Source organism: Sphingobacterium sp. UBA5789 (assembly GCF_002418355.1).
GTDB lineage: Bacteria > Bacteroidota > Bacteroidia > Sphingobacteriales > Sphingobacteriaceae > Sphingobacterium.
In genome coordinates this window covers 1-16,449 of the sequence record NZ_DIDX01000004.1, presented here as the reverse complement: position 1 = coordinate 16,449, position 16,449 = coordinate 1, and the positions used below count along the sequence as shown (strand labels likewise).

General features: G+C 39.6%; 12 protein-coding genes. 1 reads left to right on the top strand and 11 read right to left on the bottom strand.

Going from position 1 to position 16,449, the window contains the following annotated elements; all coding sequences use genetic code 11:
• Positions 1-10: 10 nt before the first annotated feature.
• Together B4B65_RS09395 and B4B65_RS09390 are read right to left on the bottom strand one after the other, a co-directional pair.
• Positions 11-1,531 (bottom strand): RagB/SusD family nutrient uptake outer membrane protein, encoded by a 1,521-nt coding sequence (locus B4B65_RS09395; RefSeq protein ID WP_201678808.1) that lies wholly within the window; start codon positions 1,529-1,531, stop codon positions 11-13.
• A gap of 72 nt (positions 1,532-1,603) precedes the next feature.
• On the bottom strand, positions 1,604-4,864 hold the full coding sequence (locus B4B65_RS09390; RefSeq protein ID WP_293915335.1) for a SusC/RagA family TonB-linked outer membrane protein: 3,261 nt from the start codon (positions 4,862-4,864) through the stop codon (positions 1,604-1,606).
• A gap of 394 nt (positions 4,865-5,258) precedes the next feature.
• On the opposite strand from B4B65_RS09390, the gene B4B65_RS09385 reads away from it, so the two are divergent.
• A complete protein-coding gene (locus B4B65_RS09385; RefSeq protein WP_293915333.1) occupies positions 5,259-6,593 on the top strand; it encodes a GH1 family beta-glucosidase in 1,335 nt (444 codons plus the stop codon).
• Between the two features lie 53 nt (positions 6,594-6,646).
• Here the strand turns inward: B4B65_RS09385 and B4B65_RS09380 are convergent, their stop codons facing one another.
• The 9 genes from B4B65_RS09380 to B4B65_RS09340 form a co-directional block, all read right to left on the bottom strand.
• Positions 6,647-7,162 (bottom strand): methylated-DNA--[protein]-cysteine S-methyltransferase, encoded by a 516-nt coding sequence (locus B4B65_RS09380; RefSeq protein ID WP_293915331.1) that lies wholly within the window; start codon positions 7,160-7,162, stop codon positions 6,647-6,649.
• A gap of 715 nt (positions 7,163-7,877) precedes the next feature.
• Entirely contained in the window at positions 7,878-8,330 is a 453-nt protein-coding gene (tnpA, locus tag B4B65_RS09375) for an IS200/IS605 family transposase (RefSeq protein ID WP_293915329.1), read from the bottom strand.
• 76 nt (positions 8,331-8,406) lie between these two features.
• The gene (locus tag B4B65_RS09370) at positions 8,407-9,051 is read right to left on the bottom strand and encodes an NAD-dependent epimerase/dehydratase family protein (RefSeq protein WP_201678803.1); all 645 of its coding nucleotides are present in this window, start codon (positions 9,049-9,051) and stop codon (positions 8,407-8,409) included.
• A gap of 128 nt (positions 9,052-9,179) precedes the next feature.
• Positions 9,180-9,773, bottom strand: a complete 594-nt coding sequence (locus B4B65_RS09365; protein ID WP_293915325.1) for an HD domain-containing protein — start codon at positions 9,771-9,773, stop codon at positions 9,180-9,182.
• Between the two features lie 81 nt (positions 9,774-9,854).
• A complete protein-coding gene (locus tag B4B65_RS09360; RefSeq protein WP_293915323.1) occupies positions 9,855-11,129 on the bottom strand; it encodes a serine hydrolase domain-containing protein in 1,275 nt (424 codons plus the stop codon).
• A gap of 115 nt (positions 11,130-11,244) precedes the next feature.
• Positions 11,245-11,832 carry a helix-turn-helix domain-containing protein gene (locus B4B65_RS09355; protein WP_293915321.1) on the bottom strand — a complete coding sequence of 196 codons (588 nt, stop codon included), beginning with the start codon at positions 11,830-11,832 and terminating at the stop codon, positions 11,245-11,247.
• Between the two features lie 161 nt (positions 11,833-11,993).
• Positions 11,994-14,699, bottom strand: coding sequence for a magnesium-translocating P-type ATPase (gene mgtA, locus B4B65_RS09350; protein ID WP_293915319.1), 2,706 nt, complete (start codon positions 14,697-14,699; stop codon positions 11,994-11,996).
• 111 nt (positions 14,700-14,810) lie between these two features.
• Complete coding sequence (locus tag B4B65_RS09345) at positions 14,811-15,515, bottom strand: MgtC/SapB family protein (protein ID WP_293915317.1); 705 nt, start codon at positions 15,513-15,515, stop codon at positions 14,811-14,813.
• Positions 15,516-16,170: 655 nt separating this feature from the next.
• A partial coding sequence (locus tag B4B65_RS09340; protein ID WP_293915315.1) for a type IX secretion system membrane protein PorP/SprF occupies positions 16,171-16,449 on the bottom strand: 279 nt, incomplete at its 5' end.

Here is a 16,449-nt window from a genome sequence, read left to right as displayed (position 1 = left end):
TCAGAAGAACTTAATATCCTTGATTCTGATACATTTTCTCCGGATTCAGTTTGTGTTCATCAAAGGGAATCGGATAGTAGCGGTCTTTGGTAGAGATATTAGATATTTTGGCGTTGCCGTAATCAGCCTGTTCTTTCTTCTTGAAGTACGTGACCAGTTCCTGAGCATTGTAGTTACGGATCAGATCAAACCAACGGTGATTTTCAAAAGCGAGCTCGACTCTGCGCTCATGTAGAATAGCATCTTTCAGGGTCGGATATTTCGTATTATAGACGGCATTAGCTTTTGAAGTTGCATAGGAAGGTAATCCTGCACGTTCTCTCACTTCATCCAATAATACGATAGCTTCAGCATCTTTACCAAGGCGCATCTTAGTTTCCGCTAATAACAGCATGACATCGGCGTAGCGGATCAATATCCAGTCATTACCACCAAAACCCTGTTTACCGGCATTATTACTGTTATCTCTGAATTTCGTAATAAACCAGTCATTGACTTGAGTACTTGCTGCAAATTTGATAGAAAAAGCTTTACGGATATCGTTATCCTCATAGTCTTTTACCAGATCTCTTTTGACATTTCCTCCTATCCCTGTAGATGCAAACTGTGAATTGATCGTTTCTCCTCTGGCCTGGTTATTACGCGCAATGCTGGAACTATAATTCTGATCACCTTGCAGATATTGAACCTGAAAAATCAATTCCTTACAGGTATTCTTTTTGGTCACATCAAATACATCTGCATAGGGTATTTCATTCAGTTTACCAAAGGTACGCATACCATATGCCGCAGTCAGATGTTGTTCTGCTTTCAGAAAATTTTCATTGGTACTGCCTGCTAAGGTAGCTCCCATTGTCAGATAGACCTGACCCAATAGTGCATTGATAGCAGCCTTAGAGGTGCGACCTACAGCATATTGCCCTTGCTGATCCGGCAGATTACTGGTCAGCGCATCAGACAAATCTGTTACTATCTGCTGATAAACGACGCTTTCTTTCTGACGAAAAGCAAGTTCATTGGCCTGTTCTTTAGTTGTAATCTCTACCGTAGACAAAGGGATATCTCCAAATTTGCGAACCATATGAAAGTACAATAAAGCACGGACGAATTTTGCTTCTGCAATATAGCGTTGTTTCACTGCCGCATCACCAAACGTTACTTTATCAATATTGGACAATAGTGTATTACAGCGTGCAATCCCGTCGTACATGGTAGACCAGTGTGTCTTGAGATAAGAATTGCTGGCCAGTATAGAAAAATCATTGAACTGAAAAGGTTCTCCAGCATTAGACTGATTGTCATCACGACCAGTATTATCCGAACGTTCTTCACTATACAGAGTGCTAGATTCGCCTATACTGCTTCCTGAACGCAGTGCCTGATAGAGTCCGTTAACGGCCAACAAGACATCATTCTCTGTTTTGAAATAGGATCCCACAGATACTGCATTCGGATCTTGCTGATTTAAAAAATCTTTTTTACAGGAAGTAATTCCCAAAAGAATAAAAGGTAATAAATATCTCTTTTTCATTAGTATATGCTTTTTTATTTGAATAAAGAAATCAGGTATTAAAGATTCCTGTACTCATTTGTTATATCTTTATTAGAATGTCACTTTTAATCCCAGATTGTATGATCTGACCAGAGGATACAAACCATAGTCTACTCCCGGGGTGAGGTTACCTCGCTGGTCGTAATCCGGTTCCGGATTATATCCTTTATATTTTGTGATTGTAAATGGATTATCTACACTCGCATAAATGCGCACGCCGGACAGCATAAGTTTTTGTGCTGTTTCTTTTGGCAGGCTGTAGCCCAGAATAATATTGGTCATACGCAGAAAAGATCCGTCCTGCAGGTAAAAGGAAGAAAGACGTGTACTGTTACTCTGTGTACCACCTCTGGCTGCCCGGTAGACACTACCGTTGCCCGGATTGGCAGATGATCTCCAGCGTTGTGCTACGTCGGCATACTGATTGCCGGACCCTTCCATGTTATACAGATAATAGTCATAACCATCCAGTACCTTGTTTCCTTGTGAACCATTAAAAGAAGCTCTCAGATCAAAATTCTTATAGCTGGCATTTAACGCAAATCCATAAGTAAAGTCAGGGTGCGGATTTCCGATAATACGCTTATCCTGATCATTAACAACACCATTACCGTCTACATCCTCAAAATAGAGGTCTCCCGGCTGAAGGGGATTTGTAGAAGCTGCTGAAGGTGCTACTGTCTTATAATTTTCTTCTGTAGCTATTCCCAATACTTTAAATCCGTAAAACATACCGATCGGACTTCCCTCCTGCGTGATATGGGTGATATAAGAACGTTCGGCTCCGTTAGTCATAATAGTAGAAGCTCCTCCCAGATCCAGCACTTTATTACGGTTCACATTGATATTTCCGCTAAACCCAAGTTCGAAATCATTCTTACGAATAAGGGTGGCATCGATTTGTACATCAAAACCTTTATTCTGAACTTTACTATCTGGCAGATTGGTAAAAATTGTTGTTGCCCCCGAAATGGCTGTAATAGGTTGATTAAATAAAAGATTAAAGGAACGGCTCAGATAAAAATTAGTCATTACATTCAGACGCCCACGCAGCAAGCCCAGGTCAAGCCCTGCATTGTATTGTGATGTAGACTCCCAACCCAGATTAGGATCCCGCAGATCGTCCGGCCATAATGCTGTGGCAACCTTATCAGCAATGATAACTCCGCCAGGTGAATTGTAAGCAGTTATCGCTTTGTAGTCCGGAATGTTGTTGTTTCCACTTTTACCCCAGCTTGCTCTAAACTTCATTGTAGATCCTTCACCTAACCAATTGTCGTAGAACTCTTCATTTGATACTGACCAACCGGCAGATACAGACGGGAAAGTTCCCCATTTACTGTTAGGCCCAAACCTGGAAGAACCATCTGTACGGAAAGAGGCTGATAAGAAATATTTGGAATCGTAACTGTAGTTGACACGACTAAAATATGACTGTAAGGTCGTGATACGTTTGAATGTTTCTCCGTTGTCCTTTAACAATCTGAAATTGGAAGGATCTGCTCCTTTATTGGTGATCTCTCCGATCGCATCATTCTGGAATCCATTAGCGCGAACGGTCATCTGGTCAATATCTGTCCGCTGTGCAGAATAGCCCAGCAATACATTTAACTGATGTTTTTCCTTAAATGTCTTGCTGTAATTAAGAGTAGCTTCGACAAGTTTATCAATTTCGCTTCTGGTACGCGCATCGGCATAAGCAGCTGTTTTTGCAAGATCAGAGTAAGGTGCGTTGTTACCATCCGAAATACTGGTTGGACGATAGTAATCGTATTTTTCATCGTAAGTAGAAAGTCCCCCGTTGATCTTCAGATTTAACCCTTCAATAATAGAGAAATCTGCAAACGCATTATACAATCCTCTTTTTCCTCTTTTATTGTTTTTGATTTCCGTGACATAAGCCAGCGGATTTTCAGGGTTCTGTATTCCATAGTTGTTAGCTGACAGATTAGCCATTAAGTATTTGGCATAACTACCATCTTCATTATATACAGGCAAGGTAGGCAGATAAATCAAAGCTGCCATGGAAGGACTCCGGTCGTATCGCCCTGTAGTCACCTCGTTATTATCATTATAGGTAAATGACACATTGGCTCCTACGGTGAGTCGTTTACTGACTTTTGAATCCATATTTGCACGGAAGTTAAACACTTTCTGGTCTGTTCCCAACATGATTCCTTCCTGATTCTGATAAGATCCGCTCAGGAAATAACGGCTTTTATCATTTCCGCCATATGCGGATAAATTGTGACGTTGGAAAGGTGCATTTCTGTATAAGGCATCCTGCCAGTCTGTATCATATTTAGATGCTTTGGCTGTACCTGTCGCAAAATCATAATATTCTTCAGGAATGGTGACTGAACCCGCATTTCCTACTGCATCTACTCTGGCCTTGTTATTGTCCAGTCGTCTCTGATCAGTCCAGGTCACACCCTTCGTGGCAAGCAAATCTCTGTAGGTATTATTTCTGCCATCAATAAGCAAGTCGATAAATTCTGCAGCATTCAATACATCTATTTTTCTGGATAACTGCCCAAAACCTCCAAGTACTTCATAATCTATATTGCTACGCCCCTCTTTACCGCGCTTAGTCGTAATCAAAACTACACCTCCGGCTGCTCTTGAACCGTAAATCGCTGCTGAAGCCGCATCTTTCAGGACGTCAATTGTCTCTATATCATTAGGATTGATATTTAGATTGTTGCCTGCGGGATATCCATCGATAACATACAGCGGATCCGAGCCGGCATTGATAGATCCCATTCCCCGAACTCTTATTTTAGTACCGTCATAAGGTGCACCACTGGTCTGCATCACCTGCACACCAGCTACTTTACCGACCAGTGCCTGTGAAAGTTTGGATGAAGTCAGATTCAGTTCTTCAGCTTTTACACTGGCTATCGCTCCGGTTACATCTGCTTTGCGAACTTTCTGATACCCGATGGACACGAGCACTTCATCTAGCTGCTGACCCTCAGCTTCCAACGTAATCGTTAATCCCTGAAGGGAAGAAACAGACTGACGAACCTCCTTGTACCCTATATACCGGATAGAAATGGTATCTCCGACTGTACCAGCAAGTGTGAAATTTCCCTTTTCGTCTGTCTGAAAACGTTGCTGTGTACGGATATTCGTAATTGTAGCTCCGGCAACAGGTTTGCCGTCGATATCTACTACTTTTCCCGAAATCTGCTGTTGATTCTTTAGCTCTATTTTCAACAGTTCGACCTTCAGGTTACTTGCTTCAGTGGTTAATGAAACTGTGGTTAATGGCAGTAGAAGCCATAATAGTTTGGTTGATTTAAAGTACATGTTTTTATTTTTTCAACTTAAAATAGATTTGAGGCAAATCTAATTCTCTTGTGTTAAGCGAGTGTTGGGTCTGGTTTATAGAATAATTAACACTTTGTTTCTGTATTAACAAATCATGAAAATTGTGTGATCAGGAAGTCTGCAGAATTAGCTAAAAACTTAATATTCCCTTAATATAGGGTATACAAAAACACCGTAACTTTATAGTGTAAGTATATGTAATACTGTGATTTAAAACATCAGCATTATGAAAACGATCGCTTATTTTTTTCAAAAGATGGTCTTCCGTCTATTTCTAACACAATTCAGCTCGTTCTATTCTCCGCTTAGGTTTCATAAAAACTAAACGGTATATTCGAAAAATGTTTGTGTTATTAACTTATCTTCAGTGTAAATGCATTTGACGAAGGAAGCCTTTGGCAAAGATTTTATCTGGGGAGTATCTACTGCTGCATATCAAATAGAAGGTGCACATAATCTGGATGGAAAGGGAATTTCTATCTGGGATAAGTTTGTCCAGAAAAAAAACAAGATATTTCAGAACCACCACGGGGAAATTGCATGTGATCACTATAACCGATACATAGATGATCTGCGTCTGATGCATAGCCTGAATATCCGTAACTATAGATTTTCTATTTCGTGGAGTCGTATTCAACCGGAAGGGTCCGGCGAAATTAACCAGGCAGGAATGGATTTTTACAGCCGGCTTATTGATCTGTGTCTGGAGCTTGAGATTACACCATGGATTACCTTATATCATTGGGATCTTCCTCACGAACTCGAAAAAAAAGGCGGATGGGTGAACCGGGATATAAAGGATTGGTTTGGTGAATATGTTGCGATCTGTGTACGGCAATTTGGTGACCGTGTCAAACACTGGATGGTGCTGAATGAACCTACTGTATTCACTGCCGCAGGTTACTTCTTTGGTGTACACGCTCCCGGCAGAAAAGGTATAGATTGTTTTCTGGCGGCAGCTCATCACGCGGCTTTGGCTCAGGCACATGGAGCAAGAATTATCAAAGCGTTGCAACCGGATAGTGTTGTTGGTACTACATTTTCATGTTCTCATGTTGAGCCCTTCACAAACAAAGAAAAAGATATAATCGCTGCTAAAAAAGCAGACGTATTGCTAAACAGGTTATTTATTGAACCTTTGCTGGGAATGGGTTATCCTACGAAAGAAATCAAAATATTGAGAAGGATTGAGAAATATATCAAACCAACAGATGAAAATAACCTGAAGTTCGATATGGATTTCATCGGTGTTCAGAATTATACAAGGGAAATCATACGTCATTCTTTCTTCGTTCCATTTTTACAGGCCAAAATAGTTCCTGCTAAAGAGCGTAAGGTAGAATTGACCGCGATGAACTGGGAAGTATATCCGGAATCCATGTATCAAATGTTGAAAAAATTTCAGGCTTACGAGAATATCCCTCCCTTAATTATCACAGAAAACGGAGCTGCTTTTCCTGATCTGCAGGAAAATGAACTTGTGCACGATCCTAAAAGGAAACAATACATGCAGGATATACTGCAGCAGGTACTACGTGCTAAAGAGGAAGGTGTAAATGTCAACGGATACTTTGTATGGACTTTTCTGGATAATTTTGAATGGGCCGAAGGATATCACCCCCGCTTTGGATTAGTGTATGTAGATTTCCTGACTCAGCAACGTATTGTCAAGTCTTCCGGACACTGGTATGCCGATTTTATTAAATAAATAACTCTGTGCCCAATCTTAGTAAAGACATTTGCCGCATATTCATTCATCTTTTATTCATCAAAAAGAGAGGGCATTTTATATTTGTTTTCCAGATGGAGCAAAATAGTTTTATTGGCGATACCTCCTGCAAAACCAATCATTTTCCCGGATGCCCCCACGATTCTATGACAAGGAACAATTATTGCGATCGGATTTTTATTTAATGCACCGCCCACTGCTCTTACCGCTTTGATATCGCCTAATAGCCTGGCTAACTCACCATAAGTCTTCGTCTTACCGAAAGGCACATTCAACAAAGCATTCCATACTTTTTTCTGAAATTCAGTACCAGAAAAATCAAGCGGAATATCAAAAGTTGTTCTTGCTTTTGCGAAGTATTCTTTCAGTTGCTGTTCTGTTTTTAAGAGTATGGGATTTTGATCGTTTCTTTCCGGAATGGATAGTTTTGCTCGTGAATAGTCTTCCCCTTCCCATAAGATCGCTGCAAGACCCGCATCCGTAGCCACAAGTCTGATTACTCCAAGTGGTGATGGCATATCTTTATATTCTGATTTATTATTCTCCATTTTTAAGATTTGGTTCCCAATAGCTTTTATTCCCTACGCGATGCATAGGGTTAAATATATAAAAGCCTTGCAGGCTTCTCTTTCTTAATATTTTATCCTTATAACACCCCATTGCGATGCATGGCGCTCAATATAGAAAAGCCTTGCAGGCTTTTCCCTCTTGATATTTTGTCCTTATAACACCCCAATGCGATGCATGGCGCTAAATATAGAAAAGCCTTACAGGCTTCTCCCTCTTGATATTTTGTCCTTTTAACACCCCAATGCGATGCATGGGGCTAAATATTGAAAAGCCTCACAGGCTTCTCTTTCTTGATATTTTATCCTTATAACACCCCATTGCGATGAATAGGGCTAAATATTGAAAAGCCTTCCAGGCTTCTCCCTCTTGATATTTTGTCCTTATAACACCCCAATGCGATGCATAGGGCTCAATATAGAAAAGCCTTGCAGGCTTATATTTCTTGATATTTTATCCTTATAACACCCCAATGCGATGCATGCGGTTAAATATTGAAAAGCCTTGCACGCTTCTCTTTCTTAATATTTTATCCTTATAACACCCCAATGCGATGCATAGGGCTCAATATTGAAAAGCCTTGCAGGCTTGTCACACTTTCAAATAAAAGGCTGAAAGCCTTTCTTATACCAACCCAAGGTTTACCTTGGGGAACTAATGATCAAATTTTAGTTGCGCCCTGCAAGGGCAGCATACCTACGTCCATAAATAGTCTTCATCGAAATCAATCCCATATTCTTTTAAAAACGCTATATATTCATCCTGAAATGATTTTGTTTTATGGTGTTCCTTTTGGTTTTCAATATACTTTTTCACCCTTCCTACTACCGATTGACTTACTGAATAACCTGCATAACCTCCTTGCCAGGCGAACTGCTGATAGTTTGCACCTTTAGATTTTATCCAGCGGCTACTGTTTCGTTTTATGTGTTCTACAAATTTTGCCAGCGCTATATTTTTTGACATTATTGCAAGAATATGGATATGATCGTGTGTACCATTGATTTTTACAGGTACAGAATCATTTTCTTTAATAATCCCACCGATATATGCATACAGTTCCTTTTCAACCTCTGGCTGGATAAGTGGCTGATTGTATTTTGTATGAAAAATAATGTGTACATACATTTTTGACAATGACTGTGACATATCTATTTATATAATGGCACTTGAAACTTATATTTATACATCATTATAAATCAATCTGATTTCAAACCGACACACTTTATTTAGCTAATTGTATAATATCGTCTACCTCTAATATTTGTTTTGGATACCCTTTAGATACAGCATGAATCATGGCTCTTCCTACATCTGCCAGTTTCAAAGTCTTTGTTGAAATAAACGGAGCAATAAGCGGACCCATTATTTTGTATATTAATTTTACGTTGACTTGTCCTTTTGTAGCTTTCATTATGGCCGGACGAAAATTATACTGGCCTTTAAATGGCAATCTCATCAGTTCATTTTCAGTCCGCCCCTTTACTCTTGCCCACATCACCGTCCCTTTTTCCGTACTGTCGGTCCGGTTTCCGGATACATAGATGAAAGTCATTTCAGGATTGATGACAGCCAGTGTTCTTGCAAACGGAATCACAAAATCGTAAGTCTTTTTAGTAAAGCTTTCTTCATTTTCGCCTACCGAACTTACGCCAGCACAGAAAAAGCAGCCATCGTAATCCTTTAACAAATCCGAATGATCTCCTATTTCCGAAAAATCACGTAAAATCAACTCCTTCAGCTTTGGATGCGATAACTGGTAGTTTTTTCTTCCGATTACCAATATTTCCTCTACAGCGCTGTTATCTAAACATTCAAATAGTACGCCTTCGCCTACCATCCCTGTTGCACCTGTAATAATTACTTTCATCTGTTTATAATTTGGTTTTATTAAGGTAATAAATTATCCGGTTTTTATCGTCAATTGAATTAGTTTTTACATTCAAAAACTCTTCATCCACTTAATAAGACTTTGAATTTTCTAAATGCAGGCAACTCTTATTCATCCTTCAATATTCCCTTTTTAACACCTTCGTTAATCAGTGTTTCAGCATATTCCCATATCTTTTCCGAACCTTCTTTTATTGCACTTTTCTTTGCATACACTTTCGTGTAATTTACCCCGGTCTCATTCCATGTCCCCCCATTATTGGAACTATTTTGTAAAAGAGGTTCCAGCCTGTCCATTGCTCTTGCAAATTTAGCTTCTGCTGTTTCACCAGCTTCAAATTCTTCCCACACGGCAATAAATTCCTTCCCCTGATCTTCAGGAAGCAGTCCGAAAATACGATTGGCAGCCAATCTTTCTTCCTCTGTATTACTATGATTTTTCTGCATATCGTAGATAAATGTATCGCCGGCATCTATCTCTACAATATCATGAATAAGCACCATCTTCATGACTTTCAATAAATCAATCTTTTCATTAGCGTGCTCTACCAAAACCATTGCCATTAATGCAAGATGCCAGCTATGCTCTGCATCATTTTCATTCCGGTCGCTATTGAATAGTTTTGTTTTACGTTGAATATACTTGAGTTTATCAATCTCTTTAATAAAATCTATTTGCTTTAACAATTCTGATGAAAACATATCCGGAGGGTTTTAAAAATAATTCTATTTGTACATGACAAAGATAAATTATTTGCAAAGATCAGTCCAAATATCTGTTATCTACCTGTAGTTATACGGATAGTATTCTTCCCATTTCCAGGGTGTGAATGTATCAGCAATCAGCGTTTCAAGGAGCTCTTTGAAAACCTTTGAACCGTTGACACTGTTGGTCATTATAATGATAGAAATTCCCTTATCTATAAAATTAATATTATAGTTTTTCCACGCATCATCTCCTCCTTCCTTGAAAAATGCTCTTCCAAATTTCGTTTTTATTATTCCCCAGCCCAGTCCGTAAGTCAGATGAATATCTCTGTTGGCTGTAGTTGTTTCCATAGTAATCGGAGGAAACTGTGTCTTAGAATAAATGTTTATCTGTGGAGAAATCATTTCTTCAAAATATTTCTTCTCCAATCCGCTGCCTTGTGTGACATACGCTATAAACCGTGTATAATCTGCAAGAGTTGTGACCATAGATCCCCCTGCAACTGCCACGGTTCGCTTTTTCTTTATATTCTGCCATCCGTTTTCATTATGTCCTATAACGAGCTTATCTCCAAAATTATCATGCCATACATAACCTGATCGGGTCATCCCTATAGGTCTGAAAACCTTTTCTGTAGCCAGAGTATCCAGACTTTTACCGGTAATTTCCTCTACAGCTAATTGCAAAAGCTTAAATCCTTCTCCTGAATACGCATATTTTGTTCCGGGCTGAAAATATATACGAATTACACCTAAAGAATCAAATACAGCATTGGCATCCCGTGGATCAAACCATCTGACATTAGGTAATCCGGTAGTATGACTCAGGCACATACGTGCTGTCATCATTTTCCATCTGTCATCATTCTTTAAATCTGAAAAATAAGGATAATCAGGGACAGGTTTGCTCAAATACTGGTAAAGCGGTCTGTCCAGATCGAGTTTTTTTTCCTGCACGAGCAGCATACAAAGATATCCGAAGACTGCTTTACTAAAGGAAGCTGCATAGACAAGAGAAGTGGTGTCCATTAATTCATTTTGCAATTTGTCACGGAAGCCATATGATTTAATGAATACTGGTTTATAATCATTGAGAATGGCTATATTAAGTCCGGGTATACCTGCACTGTCCATCACCGCACGTACCTTATTGTCAATTTCGGGTATGGATAGTTTAGTTTGATCTAACCGGGTAATGTATTCTTGCTGCGCATGGGAAAGCTTTATGCAGCATATGAATACAAGTAACAGGACAGATGTCTTTATACAAACTTTCAAAAACAGACTCCGGCAGAACGACAGTTCTGCTGAGAGCCTGGGGTAAAACGGGGTTACAACAAATCGCTTCATTTTCTTTTCTTTTTTTATTCAAAGTTCCCGGATCATCCTGATGCTGTCAACGACAGAATGACGACATGTTGACGACAGATAAGAATATCTGCATAAAAAAAGATAACAAATGCTGTTATTCCGACGAGTTTTCCGGAATACGTTTAAGAAAAGGGATGTAACAGTAATAGATTGGTTTTAGATTTTTAAAGCTACGTACACCATTGAAAATACAAAGGATAACAGCACTAACAGTTGTCACAACTAATAGAAAAAATCCTGCAGGAAAATATAAAACCAGTAATATTATAGCAAATAGCATACATATGGTCACTGTCAATTGAAAGTTTAAGGAGATACGGCCATGAAAATCATACTGTGAACTTTTTTGTTTATAGAATATCCACAGAAAAAGAGGAAACAAAATATTACCAAATGGAAATATAAGTCCTGTAAGTGGTAAAAAATGAAAGAGTGAGGCGATCTCACTGGTGTATTGCTTGTTGTAATCGTTTTGCCTGATTTCAGCATTCAGCTCTTCTATGTTTATACCCAGCACTTCGGCTATCCGTTGTAAAGTATATCCTTGAGGAATTACGTCTCCCCTTTCTATACGTTGGATTGTACGTGTCGTCAGACCTGACAATTCTGCCAGCTTTTGCTGAGTCAGCCCCTTGTCTGCTCTCCTTTGTGATAAGTTAATATTGATGCCGTTTTCTTTCATAAAGAATCATAACTCATTTAAACAAATGTAGTTATATTCTTTATGAAATTATTTTATCTAAAAGCATCTGCACTAATAATCCAATTCCAATACAAACTCCTCCGAACATCAGACCGGAAAAGTATATATGGATTAGACTCTTGGGCTGTAATTCGCCAGCCTTACAACCATTCCTTAAATCTGCGGATATACCAGTTCTTGACAACTTGTGTCAGCAGGCAGTAACTGAACAGAATACCGATAAGCCAGGGAAAATAGGTCCACGGTAAAGGTTGCATTCCTAATATAGATGCTATCGGTAAAAATGGGATAAGCATTCCTAACGCTATTACCAATGACGTCATGGCTACTACAGGAGCAGTAGCCCAGCTTTGTATAAAGGGGATCTTGCGTGTACGAATCATATGGATAATCAATGTTTGTGACAGTAGGCCTTCTACAAACCAACCACTCTGAAACAAAGACTGATGTGCTGGACTATTGGCTTTAAAAACATAAAAAAGAACTACAAACGTTATAAAATCAAATACAGAACTTATAGGACCGATGTATAACATAAAACGTTGCAAGCCACGGGCATCCCATTTTTTAGGGTTGGCCAGAAAATCTTTATCCATACTATCCCATGGAATGGTAACCTGCGAAACATCATATAACAGATTCTGAACCAGAAGTTGGACAGGCAACATGGGCAGAAAAGGCAGAAATGCGCTGGCTCCCAACATGCTAAACATGTTACCGAAATTACTACTTGCAGTCATTTTGATATACTTGACAATATTACCAAACGTTCTTCTGCCGTAAATCACTCCCTTTCTCAGTATGGTAAGGTCTTTTTCCAATAAAATAATATCAGCGCTTTCTTTGGCTATATCCACAGCAGTATCCACACTGATACCCACGTCAGATTCTTTGAGAGCGGCAGCATCATTGATACCGTCACCCATAAAACCTACAGTATGTCCTTTCTCCCGAAGCACCTGTACAACTCTTACTTTCTGCATGGGACTTAGTTTGGCAAATACGGAGATATCATCTACCTGTGTTTTCAGTTCTTCTGCAGACAGCAGATTAAGTTCATCACCAAGCATAATATTTCTGATCGGAATGCCGACTTCCCGACATATTTTTCGGGTTACGATATCGTTATCTCCGGTCAGCACTTTTATAGCTATACCTAATTCCTGTAAAGCTTTTATGCTGGGAGCTGCTGAAGGCTTTGGCGGATCCAGAAAACCAATAAATCCTGTCAGAATAAGTTTGTTTTCATCTTCAACAGCGTAAGTAAGCGGGTGATTGCCATCAAATTCACGTATCGCAACCAGCAGCACCCTCAATCCGTCTTCATTGAGTTCACGGGCAGTACGCAACACCTGTTTCCGCATAGTATCATTCATAGCCACAACATTATCCTGCTCTCTATGAATACTGCGATCCTCGCCCGGATCGAAAGTATGTGTACAAAGACTAAGCATCTCCTCTACTGCTCCTTTACAGATTAATAAGTGACTGCCGTTTGCATTTTTAAGGACAACGGACATTCTGCGTCGCTGAAAATCAAACGGAATTTCATCAATCTTAACATAATGTTCTTCCACCTTCAGGTAATCATGTAATTCCACATGTTCTAATACCGCTTTATCCAGCAGATTTTTTAAACCCATCTGATGGAAACTGTTCAGATAAGCCCACTTCAACACTTCATCATCTTCGGCTCCGTATACATTGAGATGTTTTTCTAATACAATTTTGTCCATCGTAAGAGTACCCGTCTTATCTGTACACAGGATATCCATTGCACCTATATTCTGTATAGCATTGAGTCTTTTGACAATTACCTTACGTTTACTCATATTCAGGGCTCCCTTTGCCAGATTAGCTGTTACGATCATCGGCAACATTTCGGGTGTAAGCCCTACAGCCACTGCCACAGCAAACAGTAAGGCATTCATCCAGTCACCTTTCAACACTCCATTGATGAGAAAAATAACGGGAACCATGACCAACATAAATCGGATAAGCAGAAAACTAACTTTATTGACTCCCTTATCAAAGGCAGTTTCCGGACGTTCACCCACAATTGTTTTGCTGATCGTTCCGAAATAAGTTGAACTTCCAGTTGCCACTACTATCGCAGACGCAGAGCCACTGATTACATTAGTTCCCATAAAACAGATATTGGAAATCTCTATTGGCGAACACTTGTCGGTATGTTGTACTGGCAGCCAGTTCTTTTCAACGGGAAGAGCTTCTCCCGTAAGCATGGCTTCACTCACAAAAAGATCTTTGCAATGCAATATTCTGCAATCGGCTGGTATCATATCTCCGGCTGACAGGAAAATAACATCACCGGGCACTAATTCTTCTATAAGAAGTTCGTGCTTACCGCTATATTTACGCAAAACAGTAGCTGTGGTCTTAACCATACTTTTCAGTTGTTCGGCAGCTCTGTTGCTTCTGTACTCCTGCACAAAACGCATCAGTACACTTATCATCATCATTGTGAATACCACTATCACCGTTTTATAATCCCGTTCTTCCGGTAAAGCCATCCATATATCCAATACAAAAGATATAAGTGCAATCACAAGTAAAATCAATATAAACGGGTTAGCAAATGCTTGTATAAGCTGTTTCAACCATGAAGGTGCACGATCATGCTGTACGACATTTTTCCCGAATCTTTGTGTTCTGTCCTTTGCTGTAGCAGATGTAATACCTTCGGCAGAACTCTCCAGCATAGCATAAATAAACTGGTCTTCCTGCCTGGCGATATTTTGAAGTTTAATTGCTGTCTCTTCATTCATTCCTGATCTGCTGAATGTTTCACTCGCTTTTTTAGGTACAATTATATTCTTGTTTTTCATTTTTCAATCTTTTATTACGTACTGGAATTATATTTAAAAAATAACCTTATATAGCTAATTATATTACACATACATACTATTAAATACATTATCACTTTAACATATAGAAAATTACAAATCGCTCTGTGTGCCAATGATTTCCCAACTTACCTTTGTTACTTTTTCTTCTATCGTTAACAAACTGGCCACACGTTCCATAAAGCTGTCTTGCTGTGATGCTGCATGTATCTCTGCTGTAATTATAGCTTTGTGAGGATCTTCATAATCGTCACTGCTTAATGATTTGAGCAGTAGCTTTTCATGATTGCCCAGTTGCTGGAGCAAAAGAATACGGATATGGTTTTCCACTTCGACCCTGCAGATAATCGAAAAACGATAGTCTGTCTGAATCAGAGAAGATTTGACAAAATGAGATTGTCCGATACGCTGACCTAACGGACGCATAAGTAAATGAATCAGCACCACAAAAAAACTGAGAATAACGGCCTCCCTGTATAGCCCCACTCCTACAAGCGAACCTATTGCAGCAGAACACCATATAGTAGCAGCAGTATTAAGTCCCTGCACACTCATGCCGTCTTTCATAATTACTCCGGCACCGAGAAAACCTATACCACTGATAATATAGGAAGCGACTCTTCCGGTAGCATCTCCACCGATACTGACCGATAAGAGGATAAAAGCAGTTGATCCAAGCGAAACTAGTGTATTGGTACGCAGACCGGCACTCTTCTGTCTCCATTGACGCTCAAAACCAATAGAAGCTCCCAATAACAGGGATAGTGCCAGACGAATAGTAAAATCGAGTGTGTTCATTGTTCTTTTGTATAATACAAACAGGAGCTTAGGTACGCTCCCTCAAGAACAGTACGGATTAAGCTGTCAGCTTGTGAATAAGATAATAGGGACCTGAATCCATGTTGTTTTTATTTTTTGACGTTGCAAAAGTAAAACAGCTACTGTCAGGGAGTTGTTAGAGATCTTTTAGAAAAATATTAGAATTTCATTAGAAGGCAGAGGTTGATTAGTGGAGTTGATAGAGTTGAAAAGGTTAATAGAGTTTATAAACTTACATCTGTTCCGATTGCGGGTTAGGACAGCAGCCAACTCAAGTGTTTCGATTTATTACATGTTTTTGCGTCCGTTGGCGTCCCCGCCAACTGTTTGTTATAACTGCTCTCTCCTTTCAAAGGAGAGATGCCTGAAAGGCAGAGAGGTTGACAATACAAGTTCAGAACCTCACCCTAACCCTCTCCTTAAAAAGGAGAGGGAATTGGTTTTGCAGATACATAAAAGGTTGACTAATGGTAAAGGAACTGGATTTTACCATCTATTTTGCGTCAGTTGGCGTCCCTACCAACTATTTGTTATAATTCATCTCTCCTTGAAAATTAGATGGATTGGGTCGGTATAAACAGAAAAGAGGTTCTGAAATTTCAGAACCTCTTTTCTCTATTAGGATATGTTATAATTACAATCTTGATCTGCTTTGATTTCCGAATCGCACAGACAGTCCCAGTTCATGGGTACTGTTAGCGATGTAACGATTCAAATCACTGTTCTTCAGGTTCTGCTGATAACTGTAAGCGACCCGAAGTCTCCCCAGATTGAATTCGGCCATTCCCATCAGATCCCCACGCTGTCTGTAACCTCCTCCGATACCGAATTTCTCATGGAAGAATAACATCACTGTACCATCAACCTGAACCCCTGTGACAGGACGGTAGCTCGCCAGTAAACTCGGACGGAT

Bases quoted from the DNA above. Each gene is read 5' to 3' on its own strand.
- B4B65_RS09355 (WP_293915321.1), bottom strand. From the start codon at position 11,832: ATGAAAGAAAACGGCATCAATATTAACTTATCACAAAGGAGAGCAGAC.
- tnpA (WP_293915329.1), bottom strand. From the start codon at position 8,330: ATGTCACAGTCATTGTCAAAAATGTATGTACACATTATTTTTCATACA.
- B4B65_RS09365 (WP_293915325.1), bottom strand. From the start codon at position 9,773: ATGTTTTCATCAGAATTGTTAAAGCAAATAGATTTTATTAAAGAGATT.
- B4B65_RS09370 (WP_201678803.1), bottom strand. From the start codon at position 9,051: ATGAAAGTAATTATTACAGGTGCAACAGGGATGGTAGGCGAAGGCGTA.
- mgtA (WP_293915319.1), bottom strand. From the start codon at position 14,699: ATGAAAAACAAGAATATAATTGTACCTAAAAAAGCGAGTGAAACATTC.
- B4B65_RS09390 (WP_293915335.1), bottom strand. From the start codon at position 4,864: ATGTACTTTAAATCAACCAAACTATTATGGCTTCTACTGCCATTAACC.
- B4B65_RS09380 (WP_293915331.1), bottom strand. From the start codon at position 7,162: ATGGAGAATAATAAATCAGAATATAAAGATATGCCATCACCACTTGGA.
- B4B65_RS09360 (WP_293915323.1), bottom strand. From the start codon at position 11,129: ATGAAGCGATTTGTTGTAACCCCGTTTTACCCCAGGCTCTCAGCAGAA.
- B4B65_RS09385 (WP_293915333.1), top strand. From the start codon at position 5,259: ATGCATTTGACGAAGGAAGCCTTTGGCAAAGATTTTATCTGGGGAGTA.
- B4B65_RS09395 (WP_201678808.1), bottom strand. From the start codon at position 1,531: ATGAAAAAGAGATATTTATTACCTTTTATTCTTTTGGGAATTACTTCC.
- B4B65_RS09345 (WP_293915317.1), bottom strand. From the start codon at position 15,515: ATGAACACACTCGATTTTACTATTCGTCTGGCACTATCCCTGTTATTG.